The sequence below is a fragment of the Streptococcus mitis genome (assembly GCF_023109515.1).
Lineage (GTDB): Bacteria > Bacillota > Bacilli > Lactobacillales > Streptococcaceae > Streptococcus > Streptococcus mitis_CS.
Genome location: NZ_JALDUM010000004.1, coordinates 48,799 through 74,468, shown reverse-complemented (window position 1 = coordinate 74,468; position 25,670 = coordinate 48,799). Strand labels below are relative to the sequence as shown.

At 38.5% G+C, this 25,670-nt stretch carries 23 protein-coding genes and 4 pseudogenes; 17 read left to right on the top strand and 10 right to left on the bottom strand.

The features are described 5' to 3' along the window. The first annotated feature begins 336 nt into the window (after positions 1-336). The 5 genes from M1G05_RS08725 to rpsD all read left to right on the top strand — a co-directional run bounded on the left by M1G05_RS08725 (position 337) and on the right by rpsD (position 5,963). On the top strand, positions 337-1,353 hold the full coding sequence (locus M1G05_RS08725; RefSeq protein WP_247953560.1) for a glycosyltransferase family 2 protein: 1,017 nt from the start codon (positions 337-339) through the stop codon (positions 1,351-1,353). Between the two features lie 115 nt (positions 1,354-1,468). Next, positions 1,469-3,286 carry an SSURE domain-containing protein gene (locus M1G05_RS08720; RefSeq protein ID WP_247953559.1) on the top strand — a complete coding sequence of 606 codons (1,818 nt, stop codon included), beginning with the start codon at positions 1,469-1,471 and terminating at the stop codon, positions 3,284-3,286. Between the two features lie 123 nt (positions 3,287-3,409). Further along, positions 3,410-4,105 (top strand): response regulator transcription factor, encoded by a 696-nt coding sequence (locus M1G05_RS08715; protein ID WP_247953558.1) that lies wholly within the window; start codon positions 3,410-3,412, stop codon positions 4,103-4,105. Then, complete coding sequence (locus tag M1G05_RS08710) at positions 4,105-5,157, top strand: sensor histidine kinase (protein WP_247953557.1); 1,053 nt, start codon at positions 4,105-4,107, stop codon at positions 5,155-5,157. The genes M1G05_RS08715 and M1G05_RS08710 overlap by 1 nt, the downstream gene beginning before the upstream one ends. A gap of 194 nt (positions 5,158-5,351) precedes the next feature. Beyond that, positions 5,352-5,963 carry a 30S ribosomal protein S4 gene (gene rpsD, locus M1G05_RS08705; RefSeq protein ID WP_000092756.1) on the top strand — a complete coding sequence of 204 codons (612 nt, stop codon included), beginning with the start codon at positions 5,352-5,354 and terminating at the stop codon, positions 5,961-5,963. A 95-nt stretch (positions 5,964-6,058) separates the two neighbouring features. Here rpsD and M1G05_RS08700 read toward each other — a convergent pair. From M1G05_RS08700 to M1G05_RS08685, 4 genes and pseudogenes are all read right to left on the bottom strand, one after another. Next, positions 6,059-6,316, bottom strand: a pseudogene (locus M1G05_RS08700) (tyrosine-type recombinase/integrase); the annotation flags it as partial. A gap of 494 nt (positions 6,317-6,810) precedes the next feature. Further along, complete coding sequence (locus tag M1G05_RS08695; protein ID WP_247953556.1) at positions 6,811-7,023, bottom strand: hypothetical protein; 213 nt, start codon at positions 7,021-7,023, stop codon at positions 6,811-6,813. Between the two features lie 30 nt (positions 7,024-7,053). Beyond that, on the bottom strand, positions 7,054-7,263 hold the full coding sequence (locus tag M1G05_RS08690; protein ID WP_049544541.1) for a CPCC family cysteine-rich protein: 210 nt from the start codon (positions 7,261-7,263) through the stop codon (positions 7,054-7,056). A gap of 215 nt (positions 7,264-7,478) precedes the next feature. After that, positions 7,479-7,664 (bottom strand): annotated as a pseudogene (locus tag M1G05_RS08685) (CPCC family cysteine-rich protein); the annotation flags it as partial. A 501-nt stretch (positions 7,665-8,165) separates the two neighbouring features. Here M1G05_RS08685 and relB point away from each other — a divergent pair. The 6 genes and pseudogenes from relB (at position 8,166) to M1G05_RS08655 (ending at position 15,453) form a co-directional block, all read left to right on the top strand. Next, the gene (gene relB, locus M1G05_RS08680; protein ID WP_049515800.1) at positions 8,166-8,453 is read left to right on the top strand and encodes a type II toxin-antitoxin system RelB/ParD family antitoxin; all 288 of its coding nucleotides are present in this window, start codon (positions 8,166-8,168) and stop codon (positions 8,451-8,453) included. Beyond that, positions 8,443-8,790: a type II toxin-antitoxin system RelE/ParE family toxin gene (locus tag M1G05_RS08675; protein WP_049515798.1), complete on the top strand. Its 348-nt coding sequence runs from the start codon at positions 8,443-8,445 to the stop codon at positions 8,788-8,790. Before relB ends, M1G05_RS08675 begins: the two co-directional genes overlap by 11 nt. A 524-nt stretch (positions 8,791-9,314) precedes the next feature. Beyond that, on the top strand, positions 9,315-10,793 hold the full coding sequence (locus M1G05_RS08670; RefSeq protein ID WP_152903146.1) for a hypothetical protein: 1,479 nt from the start codon (positions 9,315-9,317) through the stop codon (positions 10,791-10,793). Positions 10,794-11,469: 676 nt separating this feature from the next. Then, positions 11,470-12,746 (top strand): annotated as a pseudogene (ltrA, locus tag M1G05_RS08665) (group II intron reverse transcriptase/maturase). Between the two features lie 631 nt (positions 12,747-13,377). Then, entirely contained in the window at positions 13,378-14,184 is an 807-nt protein-coding gene (locus tag M1G05_RS08660) for a hypothetical protein (protein WP_049492676.1), read from the top strand. A 21-nt stretch (positions 14,185-14,205) separates the two neighbouring features. Then, positions 14,206-15,453, top strand: coding sequence for a toxic anion resistance protein (locus M1G05_RS08655; protein ID WP_049492672.1), 1,248 nt, complete (start codon positions 14,206-14,208; stop codon positions 15,451-15,453). A gap of 37 nt (positions 15,454-15,490) precedes the next feature. Here M1G05_RS08655 and M1G05_RS08650 read toward each other — a convergent pair whose 3' ends face one another. The 5 genes and pseudogenes from M1G05_RS08650 to M1G05_RS08630 all read right to left on the bottom strand — a co-directional run bounded on the left by M1G05_RS08650 (position 15,491) and on the right by M1G05_RS08630 (position 17,374). Then, on the bottom strand, positions 15,491-16,012 hold the full coding sequence (locus M1G05_RS08650) for an HXXEE domain-containing protein (protein WP_004269670.1): 522 nt from the start codon (positions 16,010-16,012) through the stop codon (positions 15,491-15,493). 78 nt (positions 16,013-16,090) lie between these two features. Continuing rightward, a complete protein-coding gene (rpmG, locus tag M1G05_RS08645) occupies positions 16,091-16,240 on the bottom strand; it encodes a 50S ribosomal protein L33 (RefSeq protein WP_001265622.1) in 150 nt (49 codons plus the stop codon). Positions 16,241-16,255: 15 nt separating this feature from the next. Continuing rightward, positions 16,256-16,438, bottom strand: coding sequence for a 50S ribosomal protein L32 (gene rpmF / locus M1G05_RS08640; protein WP_000290417.1), 183 nt, complete (start codon positions 16,436-16,438; stop codon positions 16,256-16,258). Positions 16,439-16,589: 151 nt separating this feature from the next. Then, the gene (locus M1G05_RS08635; protein WP_033608448.1) at positions 16,590-16,766 is read right to left on the bottom strand and encodes a type II toxin-antitoxin system antitoxin; all 177 of its coding nucleotides are present in this window, start codon (positions 16,764-16,766) and stop codon (positions 16,590-16,592) included. 25 nt (positions 16,767-16,791) lie between these two features. Next, positions 16,792-17,374 (bottom strand): annotated as a pseudogene (locus tag M1G05_RS08630) (SPFH domain-containing protein). Between the two features lie 235 nt (positions 17,375-17,609). On the opposite strand from M1G05_RS08630, the gene M1G05_RS08625 reads away from it, so the two are divergent. From M1G05_RS08625 to ilvD, 6 genes are all read left to right on the top strand, one after another. After that, positions 17,610-19,640, top strand: coding sequence for a BglG family transcription antiterminator (locus M1G05_RS08625; protein ID WP_084887305.1), 2,031 nt, complete (start codon positions 17,610-17,612; stop codon positions 19,638-19,640). A 3-nt stretch (positions 19,641-19,643) separates the two neighbouring features. Next, entirely contained in the window at positions 19,644-19,928 is a 285-nt protein-coding gene (locus M1G05_RS08620) for a PTS sugar transporter subunit IIB (protein ID WP_000912476.1), read from the top strand. A gap of 12 nt (positions 19,929-19,940) precedes the next feature. Beyond that, positions 19,941-21,287 (top strand): PTS ascorbate transporter subunit IIC, encoded by a 1,347-nt coding sequence (locus M1G05_RS08615; protein ID WP_000975289.1) that lies wholly within the window; start codon positions 19,941-19,943, stop codon positions 21,285-21,287. Positions 21,288-21,290: 3 nt separating this feature from the next. Continuing rightward, the gene (locus tag M1G05_RS08610) at positions 21,291-22,148 is read left to right on the top strand and encodes a transketolase (protein ID WP_247953555.1); all 858 of its coding nucleotides are present in this window, start codon (positions 21,291-21,293) and stop codon (positions 22,146-22,148) included. Further along, positions 22,145-23,077, top strand: a complete 933-nt coding sequence (locus M1G05_RS08605) for a transketolase family protein (protein WP_023947581.1) — start codon at positions 22,145-22,147, stop codon at positions 23,075-23,077. The genes M1G05_RS08610 and M1G05_RS08605 overlap by 4 nt, the downstream gene beginning before the upstream one ends. Positions 23,078-23,307: 230 nt before the next feature. Then, positions 23,308-25,011, top strand: a complete 1,704-nt coding sequence (ilvD, locus tag M1G05_RS08600) for a dihydroxy-acid dehydratase (protein WP_247953554.1) — start codon at positions 23,308-23,310, stop codon at positions 25,009-25,011. 212 nt (positions 25,012-25,223) lie between these two features. Here the strand turns inward: ilvD and M1G05_RS08595 are convergent, their stop codons facing one another. Continuing rightward, positions 25,224-25,565 carry a metal-sulfur cluster assembly factor gene (locus M1G05_RS08595; RefSeq protein ID WP_001204052.1) on the bottom strand — a complete coding sequence of 114 codons (342 nt, stop codon included), beginning with the start codon at positions 25,563-25,565 and terminating at the stop codon, positions 25,224-25,226. Between the last annotated feature and the right edge of the window lie 105 nt (positions 25,566-25,670).

Sequence of the window (25,670 nt, the reverse complement as noted above, 5' to 3'; positions counted from 1 at the left end):
TTTGATGTTCAAAATAGCAAATAGAGATAGTAACCCTTGTATTCTAATAAAAGTCCTTCAAAGTCTGGACTTTATGGTAAAATAGAAAGAAGTGACAAGAGAGAGTAATACTCTTCGAAAACCTCTTCAAACCACGTCAACGTCGCCTTGCCGTAGGTATAGGTAACTGACTTCGTCAGTCTTATTCACAACCTCAAAACCGTGTTTTGAGCTGACTTCGTCAGTTCTATCTGCAACCTCAAAGCAGTGCTTTGAGCAACCTGCGGCTAGTTTCCTAGTTTGCTCTTTGATTTTCATTGAGTATAAGAAAAAATCAGTCCCCTAAAGGAGTAGATTATGAAGTTATTGTCTATCGCCATTCCTAGCTATAATGCCGCAGCCTATCTTCATTACTGTGTGGAGTCGCTAGTGATTGGTGGTGAGCAAGTTGAGATTTTGATTATTAATGATGGGTCTCAGGACCAGACTCAGGAAATCGCTGAGCGTTTAGCCAGCAAGTATCCTAACATCGTGAGAGCCATCTATCAGAAAAATAAGGGCCATGGGGGTGCCGTCAATTGCGGCTTAGCGGAGGCTTCTGGTCGTTATTTTAAAGTAGTTGATAGTGATGACTGGGTAGATCCTCGTGCCTATTTAAAAATTCTTGAAACCTTGCAGGAACTAGAGAGTGAGGGGCAGGAAGTTGATGCCTTTGTGACTAATTTTGTATATGAAAAGGAAGGTCAGTCTCGTAAGAAGAGTATGAGTTACGAGTCAGTCTTGCCTGTCCAGCAGATTTTTGGCTGGGATCAGATTGGAAATTTCTCAAAAGGCCAGTATATCATGATGCACTCGCTGATTTACCGGACAGATTTGTTGCGAACGAGCCAGTTCCAATTGCCTGAGCATACCTTTTATGTCGATAATCTCTTTGTCTTTACCCCCCTTCAGCAGGTCAAGACCATGTACTATCTGCCTGTCGATTTCTATCGTTATTTGATTGGGCGTGAGGACCAGTCAGTCAATGAGCAAGTGATGATTAAGCGCATTGACCAGCAACTCAAGGTCAATCGTCTTTTAGTAGACCAGCTTGATTTGTCCCAAGTGAGTCATCCCAAAATGAAAGAATACTTGCTGAATCATATTGAAATCACGACGGTGATTTCCAGTGCCCTGCTCAACCGAGCAGGCACAGCAGAGCATCTGGCCAAAAAACGGGAGCTGTGGATCTATATTCAGCAGGAAAATCCAGAGGTCTTTCAGGCTATTCGCAAGACTATGTTGAGCCGTTTGACCAAACATTCGGTCTTGCCAGCTCGCAAACTTTCCAATGTTGTCTATCAAATCACCAAGTCTGTTTATGGATTTAATTAATATAAGTATTTTATAAGAGGGATTTAAGAAAAATTTTAACTTTTTCTTAATCCTTTTTAATTTTAGGAGATTATACTAGAGTCATCAAATAAAGAAAAACTCTAAGGAGAATCCTATGAAATTCAATCCAAATCAAAGATATACTCGTTGGTCTATCCGCCGTCTCAGTGTCGGTGTTGCCTCAGTTGTTGTGGCTAGTGGCTTCTTTATCCTAGTTGGTCAGCCAAGTTCTGTACGTGCCGATGTGGTCAATCCGACCCCTGCCCAAGTCGTGCCAGACGCTGCTTCGGTGAGTGAAAAGAGCGACTTACCAGCAGAGGTTCTCAAGAAAGCAGTTGATGTAGCTCTTCCTTCAGAACAGGTAGACTCAACACCCAAAGCAAGCTTGGATGCTACAAGCTCTCCAGAAAAAGTGAATGTTGCTGATAAAGACCAAGTGGTAGCGCCAAAAGAAGAAGTACAAGCAAAACCAGAATCTAAGAAAGAAACAGAAGATGCGGTTAAATCTGTGGAAAGTCCTGCAGCTACAGTTGCTGGACAAGACCGTGAAGCAAGTGAAGCGCAGCCAGCAACCACTCCAGCTGAAGTCCAAAAAGGTGTGGCCGACAACACTAAAGACACAGTAGATGTTCCAGCTACTTACTTGGACAAAGCGAACTTCCCAGGCCCATTCACAGCTGGTGTCAATCAAGTTATTCCATACGAATTTTTCGCCGGTGACGGTATGTTGACTCGTCTTATCTTGAAGGCCTCAGACAAGGCTCCATGGTCAGACAACGGTTCAGCTAAAAATCCTGCTCTTCCACCAGTAGAGAAATTGGGCAAAGGCCTTTACTTCTATGAAGTAGACTTGGCAGGAACTCAAGGCAAATCTGACAAAGAACTTCTTGACCTCTTAAAACAAAATGGCACTCAAAGTTACAAGGCAACTATCAAGGTATACGGTGCCAAAGATGGCAAGGCAGACTTGAGCAACCTCGTAGCGACTAAGGATTTGGATGTCAACTTGAATGGCTTGACCACCTCAGCTGAAGTGCAAAAAGGCGTAGCCGACAATACCAAAGATACAGTAGATGTCCCAGCTACTTACTTGGATAAAGCGAACTTCCCAGGCCCATTCACAGCTGGTGTCAATCAAGTTATTCCATACGAATTCTTCGCTGGTGACGGTATGTTAACTCGCCTTATCTTGAAAGCATCCGACAAGGCTCCATGGTCAGATAACGGTTCAGCTAAAAATCCCGCTCTCCCACCAGTAGAAAAATTGGGAAAAGGACTTTACTTCTATGAAGTAGACTTGGCAGGCACCCAAGGTAAATCTGATAAAGAGCTTCTAGACCTCTTGAAACAAAACGGCACTCAAAGTTACAAGGCAACTATCAAGGTTTACGGTGCTAAAGATGGCAAGGCCGATTTGACAAATCTCGTAGCGACTAAGGATTTGACAGTGAACTTGAATGGACATCAGTCTCTGATTCCGATGCAGTCAGGTTTCGTCCCATCTTCTAATGGTTCAGCTATGCCAGCTCCAATGATGAATAGTCATCAAGATGCATCGAATATGAAAGCTCAAATGCCTAGTGCCAATCAAGATGAGGTGAAATCTAAAATGCCAGCTGCTAGTCAGGATAAGATGATGCCTAACAAAGAGCAGGACAAAACCATGAATGCTAGCCAGCCTATGGCAACACCAAGCATGAAACAAGATCAAGCTCCAGCAGCCTCAAGCCAAATGTCTGATGAAGGCAAGATGGCATCTAATAACAAGGTATCAAGTCCAATGATGGCTAATCAAATGAAAGACCAAAAAGACATGCTTCCATATACTGGTGAAGCCCAAACATCAATGGCTACTCTTGGATTCTTTGGATTAGCTTTGGCCGGCCTGCTAGGTGGACTCGGTTTGAAAGCTAAAAAAGAGGAAAATGACTAGTCTAGCTACAGACTTTCTATCTAGGATTTGAAAAATCCAGATATCGTTTAGAATGTTCGTAAAGAGATAAAAATAGTGTTATACTATTGTGGTATAGCACTGTTTTTTTCAAAGGAGAGACAGATGGGAAAGACAATTTTACTCGTTGACGACGAGGTAGAAATCACAGATATTCATCAACGTTATCTGGTTCAGGCAGGATATCAGGTTTTGGTGGCCCATGATGGAGTAGAGGCCTTGGAAATCTTCAAGCGAAAAGCGATTGATTTGATTATTACAGATATCATGATGCCTCGGATGGATGGTTATGACTTGATTAGTGAAGTTCAGTATCAATCTCCAGATCAGCCTTTTCTCTTTATCACGGCTAAGACTAGCGAGCAGGATAAAATTTACGGCCTAAGCTTGGGGGCAGATGATTTTATTGCCAAGCCCTTTAGCCCTCGTGAGCTGGTTTTGCGTGTCCATAATATCTTACGTCGCCTTCATCGTGGAGGTGAGACAGAAGTCGTCAGTCTCGGGGATTTACGGATGAATCACGGTAGTCACGAGGTCCAAGTCGGAGATGTGGGGCTTGATTTGACAGTCAAATCCTTCGAACTTCTATGGCTTTTAGCCAGCAATCCAGAACGAGTTTTCTCTAAGACAGATCTCTATGAAAAGGTCTGGCAGGAAGACTATGTGGATGATACCAATACCTTGAATGTTCATATTCATGCTCTTCGACAGGAGTTGGCTAAACATGCTAGTGCAGAAACACCGACCATCAAAACCGTCTGGGGCTTGGGCTACAAAATTGAGAAAGCACGAGGTAGTTAATGAAATTAAAAAGTTACATTTTAGTGGGGTATATCATTTCAACACTCCTAACGATTATCGTGGTTTTTTGGGCCATCCAGCGAATGTTAATTGAAGAAAGAGAAATTTATTTCCTAGTGGGTATGACTCTCGTGGCTAGTTTTATCGGTGCTGGGATTAGTCTCTTTCTCCTATCGCCGGTCTTTACTTCATTGGGCAAACTCAAGGAACATGCCAAGCGGGTAGCGGACAAGGACTTTCCATCAAGTCTGGAGGTTCAAGGCCCTGTAGAATTTCAGCAATTAGGCCAAGCTTTCAATGAAATGTCCCGTGATTTGCAGGCCACCTTTGATTCCTTGGAAGAGAGCGAACGAGAAAAGGGCTTGATGATTGCCCAGCTATCGCATGATATCAAGACCCCCATCACTTCAATCCAAGCGACGGTAGAAGGGATTTTGGATGGGGTTATCAAGGAAGGAGAACAGGACCATTATCTAGCAACCATTGGGCGCCAGACGGAAAGACTCAATAAACTGGTTGAGGAGTTGAATTTTTTGACCCTAAACACAGCTAGAAATCAGGTGGAAACGACCAGCAAGGCCAGCATTTTTCTGGACCAGCTCTTGATTGAGTGCATGAGTGAATTTCAGTTCTTGATTGAGCAGGAGGAACGAGATGTCCATTTGCAGGTAATTCCAGAGTCTGCCCGGATTGAGGGAGATTATGCCAAACTTTCTCGTATCTTGGTGAATCTGGTCAATAACGCTTTTAAATACTCAGCTCCAGGAACCAAGCTGGAGGTGGTGGCTAAGCTGGAAAATAACCAACTTTCAATCAGTGTGACCGATGAGGGACAGGGGATTGCCCCAGAGGATTTGGAGAATATTTTCAAACGCCTTTATCGTGTAGAAACTTCTCGTAACATGAAAACAGGTGGTCATGGCTTAGGGCTTGCGATTGCGCGTGAATTGGCCCATCAATTAGGGGGAGAAATCATAGTTACCAGCCAGTACGGCCACGGAAGCACCTTTACCCTCCTTCTTAACCTCTCTGGCAATGAAAATAAAGCTTAAAACCCCTTTACAAATCTAGCCATTCATGGTAAAATGGATTTTGTGTGAAATATCAGCAGGAAAGCATGAAGCTCGTCAACAGGTGTCTTATGATAAGTAACCTTGGCTGTTTAGGCGAAGGGCATCTGCACGAATCAGGGCTTTCTAAGTGACTATTTCCACCGAAATATTATTTATATCAGGAGGACATTCACATGTCACGTTATACAGGACCATCTTGGAAACAAGCTCGTCGCCTTGGCCTTTCACTTACAGGTACAGGTAAAGAATTGGCACGTCGTAACTACGTACCAGGACAACACGGACCAAACAACCGTTCTAAATTGTCAGAATACGGTTTGCAATTGGCTGAAAAACAAAAACTTCGTTTCACTTACGGTGTAGGTGAAAAACAATTCCGTAACTTGTTCGTACAAGCTACAAAAATCAAAGGCGGAATCCTAGGTTTCAACTTCATGCTTCTTTTGGAACGTCGTTTGGATAACGTTGTTTACCGTCTTGGTCTTGCGACTACTCGTCGTCAAGCTCGTCAATTCGTAAACCACGGTCACATCCTTGTTGACGGAAAACGCGTTGATATCCCATCATACCGCGTAACTCCAGGTCAAGTGATCTCAGTTCGTGAAAAATCATTGAAAGTTCCAGCTATCCTTGAAGCAGTAGAAGCTACTCTTGGACGTCCAGCATTCGTATCATTCGACGCTGAAAAATTGGAAGGTTCATTGACTCGCTTGCCAGAACGCGACGAAATCAACCCAGAAATCAACGAAGCACTTGTCGTTGAATTCTACAACAAAATGCTTTAATTTTAAGAAATATCTTACAGAAAGCCTACAACAGTGGGCTTTTTGCTTTGTCTTAAAATGTTGATTTCTGGGTTTGTCTCCCTTTTTGTCCCCCTTCACAAAGAACTTACAGCTTTCTCATAAAATGAGACGGCTGTTTTTGCTTTTTCTTTGGAGAGATGACTGTAAGTGTCCATAGTCATAGCTAGTGTAGAATGACCTAGACGGTGTTGTAATTCTTTATATGGTATTCCAGAGTTTAGCAAGAGACTAGCGTGTGTGTGTCTAAAACCGTGGAAACCAATATTAGGTACACCAGCATGTTTGAAACGTGTGTTTAAACGAGTGGCTAGTGTTCTATTGTTTGGGTATTGAGGGAATGAGAGAAGTTTAAAAGTCTGTTCTTTTGGTTTTGTTGCTTACAAAATGATAAGCAGATAAGCAAAGGAATAACTTGCCTTAGTTGCTCGCAGAATGACAAGGAGATAAGAGAGATAAAAATCTCTCTTAATTCCTTACCAAATGGTATGGAGAATGGACTTGAACCAAGAGCGAACGCCGAGAAAACGCAAAAAACGCCTAGAACAATCTAAGCGCCAAAGAGTAGTGGACGGTGTGCCTGTCCCGTCATCTCATACTATGAAGTTGCGTAGCGACACTATCATTTCTACCTCACTTCTCTTTAAACTAATTATACTATAAGGAATACCAGCGTGACCACTAACCAAGTAGAAAAGAAACTAAAAAGCATTAAAAATTTTGATAAAGCAATTCAGAGACTAGACTTAGACTTGAAGATAAGTGATTGTATGATGTAGGACGTGAGATATTCGCAAGACGATTTATAGATAGATTAAAGCTATTTCAGTTATATGAGGTACTGGTCAATTTTATCAGTAATTTCAACTTTCTTGATTTCATCTTCAAAGAGTTTAATCCATCTGGTTCCAGAATTAACGGATAATCCATCAAGTTCTTCATCATAGACATCTTTGTCTTCGTAAAGAGCTACGCCTTTAAATATTTGGCCATCAATATCGGTGATTCTGACAACCTTGTTATTAAATTCTATAAGTTCCAACAGTCTCTCCTTTAATGCTACTATAGTCTGTTATATTATTGGAATTCCTTTAACATAAGCTTCTTTGGCTTCTGCAAGTGTCATTTCATTAGGACCACCATCTATATTAGTTTCTCCTGTATTTTGCCACTGACAAACGTCACAGATATCATACACTGCTGTAACAGTACCACATACTGGACAATGGACATATTCGCTGCCGTTAATGATGATTAAATTCTTTTTTCCAGTCTTATTCATTTAAGGTTACTCCCAACACTATACAAATATATTAGCTATTTCTATACACTTACTTTTTCAATATCATTGATTGTAATTGTAATGCTATCCCAGTCTTTCGGGGAATCTCCTATGTCAGCAATAAAAGTATCTTCACTTAACTTTTCGACAATTGTCGCCGTTTGACCGTTTTTTAACAACACTGTATCAAATTCTCGAATTTTTACGATTTTTCTCCTTGCGTAAGCTTCTTTGGCTTCGGCGAGAGTGATCTTATTCGGGCCACCGTCTATATTTATAATACCTGTATTTTGCCAACGACAGACGTCACAGATATCATAGTCCATAACTTCAGTTCCGCAAACAGGGCAATTTAACCATAAATATCCATCAATTACCCAAGTCTTTTTTGATCTATCCATATAAATCCCTCCTCCATAAACTCGCCAAACCAGTCTTTTTGGTGAACCGTGAGTATCAACCCACCTTTCCATCATTATACTGCAAACCGAGGGGGATTACTAATAATTTAGTGTGTTTTCTAGATGTGGTATGATAGTATTATTAGGTAATAAAAAAAGCACGTTTGACCGTGCTAGTTTCTTGCCGGCTGAACTCATCATTTTAAGTCCTTTTTTGTTACCCTTTATGTTTTCTCAACTTATTTGAATTTAATAGTTTTTGAGAAAGTCAAGTTAGATTCATAGCAGGCTTATGCCTGTTTTTTTGTACCTAATCACTGCAAGATAACAAAATGTTGTAATATTTTATTGAATAAGATAGGCTTTAGAGCCTTGATATTAAGCACTTTGGGGCGTTTTCCCTTAGTGCTTTTTTTGTTTTTACTACCAGCTATAAGTATCTATACGCAACTAGACCTGTATAGTTTAAAGTGATATAATAGTCTAAAAGGAGGTACTACCATGAATGTTTTAGAAAAAAACACACAGGTAAACTTTAAGACTAACAGAGACTTGTTAGAGAAGGCTAAAGCTATTATCACAGCGCAAAATCTTGATATGACAGCCAGTTTTAACTTGTTTTTAGAACACATTGTAGAAAATAAAGCCTTGCCATTTGAAACTCAAGTAGACAAAGAAAGAGAAGAACTTCTATCAGGGTTGCGTGCTGAAATTGGCCGTAGCTTTGAAGATTTAGAACATGGAAGAACTTACAGCCTTGATGAAGTGAGGGCTAACCTTGGAATTTAACGAGAACTCATATAGCCTTATTATCTCCGAAACGGTACAAGAACAGCTAAGAGGTATCAAAGACTATATCTCAGCTAACTATTTTTCAGAGCAGGCAGGAGCAAACACAGTTAAAAATATTCTTTACGGATTGGCGCGTCTGGAGGTCTTCCCAGAAGCGGGATTTGATGCTGACGAAAGAGTAGGAGATATTATATATCCACCACATAAAACTCGATGCATCATTTTAGGAGATTACCTAGCCTTCTATCATATTTTAGAGGACAGAAAAGCTGTCTTTGTATCAGATATTATTCATAGCAAACAGGACTACATCCGCTTGTTTAAGAAAAAATAGCACCTACATGCTAGATTTTTTCTGTCTAATTTTTGGGGTGCAGGTCATATTAGTAGTGAGCGTTTAAATTATAAGTCATTGACTAATAACAAGGATAGAATAGACACAATTTGGAAATTATTGGAAGCGATTCGTATGAACAATTGCTCGACATAAAATATAAGTCTCCGTTAAAAGATGCCAAAAGTCATATTATTTTTCCAGTTTACCTCTATTCAATCAGAATCAAAAACATTAGTCGATGATGAATGTTATCGGATTATTGGATTGCCGTTTTATAACTATGAAATAACTAAAGATGAAGTAGCAGATAGATTAAGGGATTTATAGTTTAAAAAATCTTAAAATACTTAGTTTTATAGAGCTTAGTAGAGGTTGAAACAAGGAAGTTAATTTAAACAAAGGAAATTTTAAATATGATATATAATTTTTTTATACGAAAACCAATGAAGTATAATTACGTAATCTCAACGATATTAGACATAGTAAATTTATTTTTTCTAATCTACTTCATATTTTTAAATATGACAGAGAAAACATTTTTTATTATTGCACTTATTGTCTATTTAATTATTATGGTAATTGATTGGTTCTTAAAGAAAGAAAATGTAAATACGGACTTAGGAAACTTAAACAGTCAAATAACTAAAATATCAAATACTATCTCACTTAGAGGTATATTTAAAATTATTTTCTGTATAATTAGATACCTTTTTTTGTTTTTTATATTACGAACATCTATTCTAATAATGATGGGTGAAGAGTGGCTATATAATACTCCCTACGGTATTTTTATTGAAAATTTCATTTTCATAGTGATAACAATATTACTATTTACTAGAATTTTTAGTTATTTATCAAACATTTCCCCTTACTTATTGCTTTTAGTGATTGCTATACCCATATTTTTATTTTCAATAGTAGGAATTGAATCTTCATTCTTCAATTGGACTTTTATATCTCTTATACTGGTCTCTGTTCTTCTTCAAATTTTGAATGAAGATATTCAATACTTACTTCCTAAAAAAATACGTCCTCAAATGGGAGAGTCCGATACTGAACTAAAGGAGAGCTTCTTCAAAATGAAGTTCAATGTGTTATTGTTCGTTCCTCTATTATATTTTTCTTTGTTGTTATCGGAAAAAATTACAAACAGTAATATATTTTTATATTTTGTTAATATTTCAACTTCAAGTAATATTGAAGTAGGAAACACAACTTACCTTTCTTATTTTACTGTTTACAGTGCATTAGTAAAACTATTAATTGTTTTCTTTTCCTTTATTATTCTTTTTGAATATAAAGAAAGTTTAATTAATATGATTTGCAGATTTTTATTACCTGTGATTAATGAAGATGGATTCTTAAATCGAGATGGAAAATATTTTAAAATTAGAAATAAAAAGAAGTTCAGTGTTGATAAAGAAATATACTATTATAGATACAAAAATACGTTTATAAAAAACATGCCCACAAAAACAGAGTGTTATAGATTGTCTAATAATGTATTAATGGATAAATCAGGCCATACTCAAAATTTTAAAATTATCTCCAATTATATTTTAAAAATCGATAAAGACTACTTTATTTTAGACCATTCAAGTACATTAAATGATTTTTATATTACGGGGAAAAATGAACGCCTGAGGAAATTGAAGAGGCCTGATCATAATGTTTGGTTGGTATTTCTAGCATTGCTAATAGTTACACTATTTTTTAATAGTATTTTAAATTCTAAAATGGAAACTCATGGGAGAGGAGAATATAAAATCATAAAAAACAAAAAAGAGTCATCAAGCAACGATGAAAATGAAATAATTTATTTAGAAAAGAATCAGTTAAGAATTGGAAATAATAAATATAGTTATGATGCAATCAGCATGACAATAAGAGATAATTCGAATACAAAAGTAGGAGAGCTTAAGGATAAATTATTGACGATTGAAATTGATGATAGAAAACAAGAATATCGCTTTGTTGATTCTAAAAACGCTGGAGATTAGTACCTAGCTTGAAAAAATATATTTGTTACTTATTTATTTTTTAAGTAAACATAGAAAGTGACAAAAACTTTATGAGCACTTATAGAACAATAATAAGGTAGTTCTTAAAACTAAAATATGTTAATTAGCATTTCGTAAAAATTTACGGAATGCTTTTTTACGTATGACGGGCATGTCGTATATCTGAGGTGTAAGTCCTCGGTGGGCACCTGCTACCGGTGAACCCAATAGCGATTCCCAAGCCTGACTATCGTGAGGGGGCGGGGAGAGGAAGGGATAGCGAAATCGTGGCTCTACGAACAGGAACGTGATAGTAAGGCGTATATAACGGATAAGGGGGCGCGCAACTCTGAAGTCCAAAAAGGTAGTCGTAACCTATATGCGTAAATCACGAGAGTAAACGAGGAAAGATGTACGACTTATCCCGTGAGGTCTCATGAGCGCTGAAAGCGTAGTAACAACGAATCATGAGAAGTCAGCCGAACCCATAGTAGTGATGAAGCTTCTGTAATGGAAGTGGAGCGAAGGGGTGACCAACTAATCGAAGTAATCCTACTTCACTTGTGTCTGTAAAACGAGCGGTCTGATAGAACTGGACTCTGTCACGTATTGACTAGATGAAGGTTCACCAATATAAGATGTCCCTCAGGCACCAAAACAAGAAAGGAATACGCACATGTCAAAATTGCTAGATAAGATATTATCACGTGAAAATATGCTTGAAGCCTACAATCAAGTAAAATCCAATAAGGGCTCAGCTGGGATTGATGGAATTACTATCGAAGAGATAGATGACTATATCAGACAAAGCTGGCGCCTGACTAAGGAACTGATAAAACAGAGAAAATATAAGCCTCAACCAGTTCTCAGAGTTGAGATTCCTAAACCAAACGGAGGCATCCGTCAACTAGGAATTCCAACAGTTAAGGATAGAATGGTTCAACAGGCCATTGTCCAAGTCATTAGCCCCATTTGTGAACCCCATTTCTCAGATACGAGTTATGGCTTCAGACCAAATAGGTCATGTGAAAAAGCCATCATAAAGCTCTTAGAGTACTTAAATGACGGCTATGAGTGGATAGTGGATATAGACCTAGAGAAATTTTTCGATACGGTTCCTCAAGATAGATTGATGTCCTTAGTACATAATATTATCGAAGACGGAGATACGGAATCCTTGATTCGTAAGTATCTTCATTCAGGTGTTATCATTAACGGTCAGCATCATAAAACGCTAGTTGGCACACCACAGGGAGGAAATTTATCTCCTCTCTTATCCAATATCATGCTTAATGAATTGGACAAAGAATTAGAAAAGAGGGGACTTCGATTTGTGCGCTACGCAGATGATTGTGTGATTACGGTCGGAAGCGAGGCCTCCGCTAAGCGTGTGATGTATTCAGTCAGTCGTTTTATTGAGATACGGCTAGGTTTGAAAGTAAACATGACCAAGACTAGATTACCAGACCAAGCGAGTTGAAATACTTAGGTTTTGGGTTCTGGAAATCATCAGATGGTTGGAAAAGTCGCCCCCATCAAGATAGTGTTCGGAGATTTAAGCTTAAATTGAAGAAACTAACACAGAGGAAATGGAGTATAGACTTAACAAGACGTATTGAGCAACTGAATTTGTCCATTCGGGGATGGATAAACTATTTCTCGCTGGGAAATATGAAGCGCATAGTCACCAGCATAGATCAGCGCTTGCGTACTCGCCTACGTGTGATTATCTGGAAGCAATGGAAGAAGAAATCTAGACTACTATGGGGCCTACTTAAGCTAGGGGTTCCTAAATGGATAGCAGATAAGGTATCTGGCTGGGGTGACCACTATCAATTAGTAGCTCAGAAGTCGGTACTTAAACGTGCGATATCAAAACCAGTCCTTGAAAAACGTGGACTGGTTTCGTGTTTGGATTATTACCTTGAACGACATGCGTTAAAAGTTAGTTGAACCGCCGTATGCCGAACGGCACGTACGGTGGTGTGAGAGGGACTAGAGATCATCCCCTACTCGATTTTGTCTTAAAATGTTGATTTCGGGGTTTGCTTAGAGATTTATTAGTAATGTTATTTTTGTATCTAAGTCTATCTATTCCAAAAATGACGCGATGTTGATGATATAAATCTGGTATGATGAAATATTTTGGCCCCCTCACTTTAATGAAGGGAGGTGTTACATATGTTAGAAACTTTACTCACAGTGTTTTTAGCTCCGTTACTTATTAACGTGTTATCAGAGCTTTTCAAGTTATGGCTTAAGAAACGTAAGAAGTAATGGTTAACCCTTTTAGAGGGTAGCAAAAAACCCCATCGGTGGCACGGTGGGGTTTTTTTAGTTACATATGCTGTAACTTTACTCACATTGTAAGTTCATTCTAACACAACCCCTCTGATATTTCAAGCTTTTGTTTTGATATTCATCAGAGTGTGTTTGTGGTTTGAGTCCACTTTACTGAAATTAGCCCACGCGCTACTAGCCTCCATTCTACAGCAAAGAAATCAACTCTTTTCTAGGGGATTTCCGCCCTCATTTTGCTCTTTTGTGCTAAAATAGACTTATAAATTGAAAATAAGGAATGTTTATGAAATCGGGTAATGGTTTTTGGAAAGGCTGTCTCTATTTTTGGGGCTTCTTGTTCTTACTGGGCCTTTTGGTTCAATATGCTCTTCCGCTCGCGGCTTGTGTCCTGCTAGGCTATGGTGGTTATCGTCTCTATAAACGTTTGCGCTATCCTCTTTTACAGGATCGTTCGCTCGATGATCGGATTGAGCTTTTAAAAGCTCGGATTCGTCAGGCGGACAAGGATATTCAGCAATTAGAGGGAACTTTAGTAGAAAAAGGCTCAGAGTCCTATAAGAGTCTGGCTAATCAAGTATTAATCGAACTGAGGGAAATCCATCAGGAGGCGGATCGTCTCAAGTCCTATATCGATGATGATGTTTACAACCGTATTGACAAAAAGGTTCGTACAGTAAGGGCAAACATCGATGTTCAGCTAGAACGTTTGGATAGGGAAAGTCAGGTAGATCTTGAGAATGCGGAGCCAGAGGAATTAGCTCCAGAATTGTCCCAGACCTTGGCCAATATTGCCATTGACCATCAGGCCATTTTAGACAAGATTGCCACCTCTGCCGAGGGGGATAAGGAAGAATTGACGGCCATTCATAGTTTGAAGATGGAGAAATTCAAAACGATTTTAGAAGGCTATTTAAAGATTAAGGCCAATCCGAAGAACTATAATCGAGCAGAAGAACGTTTGCAACAAGCTAAAGCAGCTATCGAACAATTTGACCTTGAGTTGGACCAAGTCCTGAGAGAACTCAATGAAACAGATATGCGTGATTTTGATATCAGTCTGCGTATCCTAGAAAAAGATCGTAAAGAATAGGTTAGAAACAAAGGAGTAACCATGACAGAATTTAATTTTGATATTGACCAGATTGCTAATAATACAGTAGCTAAGGTGGATAAAACAACCCAAATCATCGAGACAAATACTGGCTCAGACAAGACCTTGACCTTCCTTGAAAAGTTGAGCCCTGAGCAGCAAGAAGGAATCAAGGCGCACGTGCCCCAGTTGGTAGACCAGTTTGTCACCAATCAAAATGCTCTTTTGGATTTTGGACAATCTGCTGTAGAAGGTGTGAACAATACAGTCAATCGTATCTTGTCAGAACAAAAGAAACTGCAGATTCCCCAAGTGGATGACTTACTCAAGAATACCAACCGTGAGTTGCAAGGCTTTGTAGTCAAATACAAGAACGCTGAAATTGCTGAGTTAGAAGAGAAGCCAAACTTTTTGCAACGATTGTTTAACAAGAGTAAGAATACCTTACAAGAATTTTACTTTGACTCAAAAACAGTAGAGCAAAAGCTGGATGGCATGGCTGCCGCAGTGGTCAAGCAAGAAGATGTCTTAGCTCGAAATATCGTTTCAGCTGAGATGCTGATTGAGGACAATACCAAATCCATTGAAAATCTAGTGGGAGTGATTTCTTTTATCGAAGCCAGCCAGACAGAAGCTGGTAATCGCGCTGCCGAACTGAAAGCTCAAGCTGACCAACTCGATACAAGTACGGTAGAATACCAAACCAAATCACAAGAATTGGCCCGCATGGCTGAAGTGGTCAATACCCTTGAACAACAACATACTGAGTATGTCAGCCGTCTCTATGTTGCCTGGGCAACAACACCTCAGATGCGCAATCTTGTGAAGGTGTCATCTGATATGCGCCAAAAATTGGGCATGCTTCGTCGCAATACGATTCCTACAATGAAGCTTTCTATTGCTCAACTGGGTATTTTGCAACAATCAATGAAATCAGGTGTCGTGGCAGATGCCATTGTCAATGCCAATAATGCTGCCCTTCAGATGCTAGCTGAGACCAGCAAGGAAGTGATTCCGCAGATGGAGAGAATTGCCCAAAGCCCGACAGTAGCTGTTGAGTCTGTTACCAAACTGGCTGAAAGTCTGGTTGCACAAAACCAAGGTATCGTCGCAGCTATTGAATTGGGTCGTCAGAAACGTGCCCAACTAGAAACAACCATCGTCAAGTCCGCAGAAATGATCAACGATTCTGTCAAACTACGCGATGAGAAAATCGTCCAAGCCCTTCTAAACCAAGGAAAGGCCGCTCAGAAAGAAGTACAAGAATAATACACAAGTCCCCTGTAATGTAGATTTGCAGGGGATTTTATTTGTTTTTGTGGACAAGCCAGGCGGAATACTTTTTCCCAAGCCAGAGAGCAAAGAGGAGATTGATGACGACGATGCCTGAACCGACTAGTGAAAATAGGAAAAATTCGCTAGTCGAAACTCGCCACAAATGTACAATGTCTGTAATCAAATAAGCACTGATAGGAAAACAAAGGATAGAAGTGATCAGAGCAGGTATATACTTGCGAAGAAGAATTGATTGTCCAATATGGAGAAAGAGATGAAGTGCAAAGGCTACAAATCCCCCCAACCAAACTAATTCGAGCGCTCTAGATTGACTAAAATACGCTAATAAAGTGATGGATAAGACAATGATAAACTCCTCAAAAACAGCAAGGGCAAATCCCTCTGTTGTAATTCCTTTGTGAATCTTGAGAATAGCTGGAGCCTTTTGAGCCAGCAAGGTTTCGTTGAGATGAATCCAAGGGACAAGACCGATAATTTCTTCCATATCGTGAAAGATAAAAAGTAGAGGGAACATCCAAAGATAAAACGCCATAAATCTCTCCTGAAAAGCTATAGATTGCTAACTAATAAAGCAAAAAACGCCCAGTAAGGCATTTTGAGTTAGGTATGCTTATTTAACTTCTGTAAACACAACGTGTTTGCGAAGTTTTGGTGAGTATTTCTTCAATTGAAGACGGTCTGGAGTGTTACGTTTGTTTTTAGAAGTAAGGTACAAGCGTTCACCAGATTCTTTGTGTTCAAGTGTAATATTTACGCGCATGGTATCTCCCTTCTATTATTCAGCTGATGCAGCTTTAGCGATCTTACGTCCTTTGTAGTATCCTTTAAGTGATACACGGTGAGAACGTGAGTAATCTCCAGTAGTTTCGTCAAAGTTTACAGATGGAGCTGTTACTTTGTAGTGTGTACGACGTTTGTTTTTCTTCGCTTTTGAAGTGCGACGTGCAGGTACTGCCATTTTGATTTCTCCTTTAGGTATTTATATTCGATTCAATCTACTGATTTTCATCAACCATACTAGGATAACACATTTTTTTTGTAAAGTAAAGTTACTTGACAAAAAAAGATGAAAAAATTCTCCTGTCAGACCTAGCAGACAGGAGAAGGTGTTAAATATCAATCTCAAATGGTTCGTCAATGGTTTCTGATACGTATTTTCCGTCTTTCTTCCGTTGTTTGACACATTCTGTAAGGAGATATTCGATTTGCCCATTGACTGAACGAAAGTCATCTTCTGCCCATGATGCGAGTGCAGCGTATAACTTTGTTGAGAGTCGAAGGGGGATATGTTTTTTTTAGCTTCAACCATCTTTAGTAAAGACTTCCTGTGTTGACAATTGGTTGTGCATCATGATTGCCACAGAGGACGACTAGGAGATTTGAAACCATAGCAGCTTTTCGTTCTTCGTCAAGCTCTACCAATTCCCCTTCATTGAGCCGTTCTAGTGCCATTTCAACCATTCCTACAGCACCATCTACAATCATCTTACGGGCATCAATAATGGTAGTAATTTCTGTAGCATAAGCTAGGTAAGTGATACGTGCTTCAAGGATTTCCTAAGCAGTCATTGTCATTTGATGATTTAGCTCCTAAAAAAGGAGATTTTGTGCTAACATCACCACTTTGTCCAAGTCGAGTGTGGTTTGCAGGGTTGACTGCTACGCTGAAGGGATTGACAAAGTAAAAGCCAGGTTCTTTGATGGTACCTGTATAGTTACCAAAGAGTGTCAGAACCATAGCCTCCTGAGGTTTGACAACTTTTAAACCAGCATGAGTTAGCGTTGCAATTACGATTAGTAAAGGTCCGATAATAATTCCAAAAATGTTTTCCGAACCAACACCCATTTTAAATATAAAGATACCAAGTACGATTGTCAACTCAATGAGAATCAATGCTAATACACCATTTGGTTATGAATTGATTAGTTTTTCAGTCATAAAAATGACCTCTGTTATTTGATATCTAAATGATATCATTTTGTTTTTAAAAATTAATAGAAAGTTGACAAATAATCACTAAAAAGTTTCAGCCCAATAATTACTTATAGGAAGTGAGATTATATTGTGCTGAAATACTCTTTTATTCTTATAACTTTTACACTATAATTGTAGTTAGAAAGGGAGAGAAATGTTTGATTATAGAGCACTAGTTATTTTGATGACTTTGATGGATCATTGTGAGCTATCATTATATGAATTATCTGTTAAGGTGAGCTTACCTATAAAGGAAGTCAAAGAAGGAATAGATTATTTAGTGCCTTATCTAGCTAATAAAGGGATAGTGCTGGATAAAAAACAAGGTCGCTATAGTTTATCAAATCGTACGAAGCAGTCTTTGACAGATATTATTAAGTCGGATGAATTGGTTTTACCAAAGTCGACTCGCTTAGCATTAATCTATCTTTACACTTTTTGCCGATTAGATTTTATATCGAATAATCATTACCAAGACTTTTTGAAAGTAAGTAAGAATACAACCTTATCTGATATTCAATCATTAAGAAAGATTATGTTAGATAATGATTTGGAGCTAGGGTACAGTAGAGCAAAAGGTTATACTTTACACGGTTCAGAGTGGAATAAGCACCGTTTAGCTTTTCAAATGGTTAGTGAGTTGCTGGAATCCTCCATAGGGATTTGGGGGTTGGATTATGTTTTATCCAGTTGGGGGTATTCATTAACTTATGATTTGATTGATCAGGTAGTTAAAGATTATTATGAAAAGCTACAGATAGTACCTATTGTTAATCAATTAAAAGTTTGCCTTTTCGGTTTAGTATTCATTATATGTAGGTATCAAAGGGATGTTGAAAGAGTATGTCTTTCAGAGACACTAGTATCTCCTATTATTCAAGATATAACGACTATTTTATTGGATACAGTAGTTGATTTGGGAATTATAGATACGGTATTTTCAGAGGATGATTATCGCTATATCACAGTTTTATTATCAAGTTGCTTTGAAGGTGAAGTAGATGTTGCTCCGGTTTACTTTAATCAATTAACAGAGGCTATTATAAGTAGAATGGAAGATATTTCTTTGTTACATTTTAAACAAAGAGAAGTATTGAGAGAAAATCTTCGCCGCCACCTTATACCGGCTTACTATAGATTAAAGTTCGGCTTACCTAGCTCAAATGAATATGTGTTGCATGTTAAAGAACATTATCCTGATTTATTTGAACTAGTAAAAGATTCTTTGACTCCCTTGATGGACGCTATTGACAAGCCCATACCTGATAGTGAAACAGCATATTTTGTTATCCATTTTGGAGGATATTTAAAGAAAGCAGACAATTTGCCTCAAAAATGTTATAAAGCAGCAATTATCTGTCCTAATGGAATTAGTTCTTCATTGATGATAAAAGAGAATCTATTAGCATTATTCCCTCAAATTGAGTTTATAGGAACCTCAAAGATTGATGATTTATATGCGAAAACTAGTAGTGACTATGATATGGTTTTTTCTACTATAAAGGTGGATACAGAGAAGCCAAATTATCTAGTTTCTGTTATGATGACGGAAGAACAAACAACACAGTTAGTTGAATTGGTATCAAAAGATTTCCCAGATACAGGTTATCGAGATATTGAGCTTAATCAGATAATTAGCATAGTAAGACGATATAGTGTAATCACACAAGAATTAGAGTTAAAATTAGCATTAAAGAGGTATCTCTATCAAGAAATGAACAGAAAGGAAGTGTTACCATTGTTAGAAGAATTAATTACAAAAGAAACTTATCAGGTTAGTTCGGAAAAATTAGGATGGAAGGAGGCAATTCGTTTAGCAGCTAAACCGCTTTTGGATCAACATAAGATAACTGAGAACTACCCTGAGGCAATGATTCAAAAAGTAGAAGAGTTTGGGCCTTTTATTAATTTAGGGAAGGGAGTAGCAATTCCTCACGCTCGGCCAGATGAAGGTGTGAATGAAATAGGGATGTCAATGTTAGTTTTGGAAGAACCGATTTATTTATTGGATAATCCAGAACAAGAGGTAAGATTGTTGATTTGTATTGCAGCTATTGATAATGAGAGTCATTTAAAGGCTTTGTCACATTTAACAACAATTTTAAGAGATAAAAATCATGTTCAAACTTTAATATCATCAAAAAACTATGATGACATTGAAATGATAATTAAACAGGAGGATTAGATAATGTTAAAAATTGGTACAGCTTGTGGTTCAGGATTAGGTTCAAGTTTTATGGTACAGATGAATATTGAATCTGTATTGAGTGATTTGAATGTTTCAGATGTAGAAGTTGAACACTATGATTTAGGTGGAGCAGATCCAAATGCAGCTGATATTTGGATTGTTGGTCGTGATTTAGCTGATTCAGCTAGTCATCTTGGAGATGTTCGTATCTTAAATAGTATTATTGATATGGATGAACTACGAGAATTAATTACTAAACTTTGTGAAGAAAAAGGACTTATTTAGGAGGCTAGCGTCATGATGAAGTTCATATTGGATATTGTTAGTACACCAGCTATTTTAGTAGCTTTAATTGCAATCTTAGGATTAGTTCTTCAGAAGAAGAAATTACCTGATATTATTAAAGGTGGAATTAAGACTTTTGTTGGTTTCTTAGTTGTATCTGGTGGTGCAGGAATTGTGCAAAATTCTTTGAATCCATTTGGTACCATGTTTGAACATGCTTTTCATTTATCTGGAGTTGTACCGAATAATGAAGCAATTGTAGCTGTAGCTTTAACAACATATGGCTCAGCTACTGCAATGATTATGTTTGCAGGTATGGTGTTCAATATCTTAATCGCTCGTTTTACTCGATTTAAATATATCTTTTTAACAGGGCACCACACTCTATATATGGCGTGTATGATTGCGGTCATTTTATCAGTTGCTGGCTTTACTAGTTTGCCTCTTATCTTACTAGGAGGATTAGCACTCGGTATTATTATGAGTATTTCTCCAGCATTTGTACAAAAATATATGGTTCAATTAACTGGAAATGACAAGGTAGCTTTAGGTCATTTCAGTTCTTTGGGATATTGGTTGAGTGGTTTCACTGGTAGCCTTATCGGTGACAAATCAAAATCAACAGAGGACATTAAATTCCCAAAGAGTTTAGCTTTTTTACGTGATAGTACTGTTAGTATTACTTTATCTATGGCAGTTATTTACATTATTGTAGCTATCTTTGCAGGGTCAGAATATATAGAAAAAGAAATCAGTAATGGTACAAGTGGTCTAGTTTATGCTTTACAATTAGCAGGTCAATTTGCAGCAGGTGTATTTGTTATTTTAGCAGGTGTTCGCCTTATTTTGGGTGAAATTGTTCCAGCCTTTAAAGGTATCTCAGAGCGTCTCGTACCTAATTCAAAACCTGCTTTGGATTGTCCGATTGTTTATACTTATGCACCTAATGCAGTCCTAATTGGATTTATCTCTAGTTTTGTTGGTGGTTTAGTAAGTATGGCAATTATGATTGCTTCAGGAACGGTTGTCATCTTACCAGGCGTTGTGCCTCATTTCTTCTGTGGAGCGACTGCAGGTGTCATCGGGAATGCATCTGGTGGTGTTCGTGGAGCCACTATTGGAGCATTTTTACAAGGTATTTTAATTAGTTTTCTTCCAGTCTTTTTAATGCCAGTTTTGGGAGGACTTGGTTTCCAAGGGTCAACTTTCTCAGATGCAGATTTTGGTCTATCAGGAATTATTTTAGGAATGTTGAATCAATTTGGCTCACAAGCAGGCATTGTTATTGGTCTTGTTCTTATTCTAGCAGTTATGTTTGGAGTATCCTTTATTAAAAAGCCATCTGCAAAGGAGGAATAAGGGATGATTTTAAGTGAAAACAGAGAAGATGAGTTAAGAAAATTTGCAACAAAAATCCGATTAAATACTCTTAGAACATTGAATCATCTTGGATTCGGCCATTATGGAGGGAGTCTGTCTATAGTAGAAGTTTTAGCAGTGCTTTATGGTGAAATAATGCCGATGACTCCAGAAATATTTGCGTCACGAGATAGAGATTATTTTGTTTTATCCAAGGGACATGCTGGACCAGCTTTGTACAGCACACTCTATTTGAATGGTTTCTTTGACAAAGAATTCTTACATTCTTTAAATACAAATGGAACCAAATTACCGTCTCATCCTGATAGAAATCTAACGCCGGGCATAGATATGACAACTGGCTCTTTAGGACAGGGAATTAGTGTTGCAACCGGACTTGCATATGGTCAGAGAATAAGAAAAAGTTCCTTTTATACCTATGCTATTGTTGGAGATGGTGAGTTAAATGAGGGACAATGTTGGGAGGCTATACAGTTTGCTTCTCATCAACAGTTATCTAATTTAATTGTATTTGTAGACGATAACAAAAAACAATTAGATGGTTTTACAAAGGATATTTGTAATCCAGGTGATTTTGTAGAAAAATTCTCAGCATTTGGATTTGAATCCATTAGGGTCAATGGTTCAGATATTAGAGAAATTTATGAAGGGATTATCCAATTAAAACAGTCAAATAATTCATCCCCTAAGTGTATTGTATTAGACACTATAAAAGGTCAAGGAGTTCGAGAGCTGGAAGAAATGAAATCCAATCATCATCTTCGCCCTACTGTAGAGGAGAGACAAATGTTAACTTCAGTTGTAGAAAGATTAAGTCAGGAATTGGAGGAAACAGAATGATGAGAAGTACGAAAGAATTACGACATGTGTATAGAGATTTCCTTCTAGAGGCTAACCAAAGTTATTCTGATATAGTAGTTTTAGAAGCAGACTTGTCAAGTTCGATGGCTACTAATAATCTTGAAAAGGACTTTGGAGACCGTTATGTGAATGTTGGGATCATGGAAGCAGAAATGGTCGGGCTTGCAGCAGGTTTATCTATTCAGGGGTTTAGACCTTATCTTCATACATTTGGCCCTTTTGCTTCACGAAGAGTATTTGATCAATTATTTATTTCTCTTGGGTACGCACAATTGGATGCCACTGTGATTGGCTCAGATGCAGGAGTAACGGCAGAGATGAATGGTGGAACACATATGCCATTTGAAGAAATTGGATTGTTACGTTTAATTCCTAAATCAATCATTTTTGAAGCAACTGATGATATCCAATTTCGTGAAATCTTGAACCAGACATTAGAATTAAAAGGACTAAAATATATTCGAACAATTAGAAAAGCTCCAGAGGCTGTATATCAAGGTGGAGAAGATTTTTCTAAAGGCTACATTGAGTTAAGACACGGTGAAGATGTTGTAATAGTTGCTTCTGGCATAATGGTTGCTCCAAGTATTCGAGTTGCGGATGAACTGTCTAAATTAGGTTATTCAGTAGGTGTGATAGATTTATTTAGAATCAAACCGATACCAGAACAGATAAAAACAATGTTAAGCGGAAAAACTATATTTACTGTAGAAAACCACAATCAGATAGGTGGAATTGGCAGTGCTTTATGTGAATTATTCTCTGATGATGGAATAACAAAAATTCATCGGATGGGTGTTCAAGAAAGATTCGGTCAAGTAGGGAAAATGGATTATCTTCTTAATGAGTATGGTTTGAGTGAATCGAATATAAAAGAGAAAGTTTTAGCGTTTTATAATGCAAGATAGATATTAAATACACTTATCTGAAAGAACTTCTGTAAAAATTACATTACGTTATTTAAAGCGAGCGGATTAAAAGCATATTCTGGTAATCAGAAAGTGCCCTGATCCGCTTTGTTGTTTTTAATTTAAAATGTTTATATGTGTATAGAATTTTCTGAAAATTCAAGAATTTTCTTCTGTTCATTGCCTTTAAAATGTGCTATAATAGTAAAAACTGAAACGGGAGGGATAAGATGACAGAATTAGATAAACGTCACCGCAGTAGCATTTATGACAGCATGGTTAAATCTCCAAACCGTGCCATGCTTCGTGCGACTGGTATGACAGATAAAGACTTTGAAACACCGATTGTAGGGGTTATTTCGACCTGGGCGGAAAATACACCATGTAACATTCACTTGCATGATTTCGGGAAATTGGCTAAAGAGGGTGTCAAATCAGCAGGTGCTTGGCCTGTGCAGTTTGGGACTATCACTGTAGCGGACGGGATTGCTATGGGAACTCCTGGTATGCGTTTCTCTTTGACATCTCGTGATATCATCGCGGACTCTATCGAGGCGGCGATGGGTGGTCACAATGTGGATGCCTTTGTCGCTATCGGTGGCTGTGACAAGAACATGCCTGGTTCTATGATTGCTATTGCTAATATGGATATCCCAGCTATTTTCGCCTATGGTGGAACCATTGCACCGGGAAATCTTAATGGCAAAGACATCGACTTGGTTTCTGTTTTTGAAGGTATCGGAAAATGGAATCACGGTGACATGACGGCTGAGGATGTGAAACGTCTTGAATGTAATGCCTGCCCTGGCCCTGGTGGTTGTGGTGGTATGTATACTGCTAATACCATGGCGACAGCTATCGAAGTTCTCGGTATGAGTTTGCCAGGCTCTTCATCTCATCCAGCTGAATCAGCTGATAAGAAAGAAGACATCGAAGCAGCAGGACGTGCTGTTGTTAAGATGTTGGAACTTGGTCTCAAACCATCAGATATCTTGACTCGTGAAGCCTTTGAAGATGCTATCACTGTAACTATGGCTCTCGGTGGTTCTACAAATGCCACTCTTCACCTGCTTGCCATTGCCCATGCTGCCAATGTTGACTTGTCACTTGAGGACTTCAATACGATCCAAGAGCGTGTGCCTCACTTGGCCGACTTAAAACCATCTGGTCAGTATGTCTTCCAAGACCTCTACGAAGTCGGTGGTGTGCCTGCGGTTATGAGATATCTCTTGGCAAATGGTTTCCTTCACGGAGATCGCATCACATGTACTGGTAAGACTGTTGCTGAGAACTTGGCTGACTTTGCAGACCTCACTCCAGGTCAAAAAGTCATTATGCCACTTGAAAATCCAAAACGTGCGGACGGTCCGCTTATCATCTTGAACGGGAATCTTGCCCCTGACGGTGCGGTTGCCAAGGTATCAGGTGTTAAAGTGCGTCGTCACGTTGGACCAGCTAAGGTCTTTGACTCAGAAGAAGATGCGATTCAGGCTGTTCTGACAGATGAAATCGTTGATGGCGATGTAGTCGTTGTCCGTTTCGTTGGACCTAAGGGTGGTCCTGGTATGCCTGAGATGCTGTCACTTTCATCCATGATCGTTGGTAAAGGTCAAGGAGACAAGGTTGCCCTCTTGACAGATGGCCGTTTCTCTGGTGGTACTTATGGTTTGGTTGTTGGACATATCGCTCCTGAAGCTCAAGATGGTGGACCAATTGCCTACCTTCGTACAGGCGATATCGTTACGGTTGACCAAGATACCAAAGAAATTTCTATGGCCGTATCGGATGAAGAACTTGAAAAACGTAAGGCAGAAACAACCTTGCCACCACTTTACAGCCGTGGTGTCCTTGGTAAATATGCCCACATCGTATCATCTGCTTCACGTGGAGCCGTGACAGACTTCTGGAATATGGACAAGTCAGGTAAAAAATAAACTCATACTCTTCGAAAATCAAATTCAAACCACGTCAACGTCGCCTTGCCGTATAGATGTTACTGACTTCGTCAGTTCTATCTGCAACCTCAAAACAATGTTTTGAGCAACCTGCGGCTAGTTTCCTAGTTTGCTCTTTGATTTTCATTGAGTATCAAAAAGCAAGCCAACTTGGGCTTGCTTCTTTTTATCTTCAAAAGTAATTTGCCTGTTTAACGAGGTGGTAGTCCAAGGGCAATACGGCCATAGCGACTGATTCGTGTAATCTTCCAAGCGGGCGACCAGGTAACTTCAACCTTGACATCTTCGATACCCTCGATTTGTTTCAGACCTGCCACGATTTCGATAGGCAAACTTTCGGCACAATCGCAGGCAGTATCGGTGAAGGTCATAACAATCTTACAGAGACCCGTTTCGTCCAGATTGATTTCATAAATCAGTCCTAGATTGTAAACATCCAATTCCACATCTGTATCAAAAACCTTCTCTAATTTTTCGATAATTTGGTCTTGCAAGGCCAAAGCACGGTCATTAATTTTGATATCGTCTCTCATAGCAGTCCCTCCACCTGATAAATATCCTCTATTTTCTCATAATTCTGACAATTTGGCAAGTTTTTGATGAATTTTCTGAAAAATATGATAAAATGAAGAAAATAC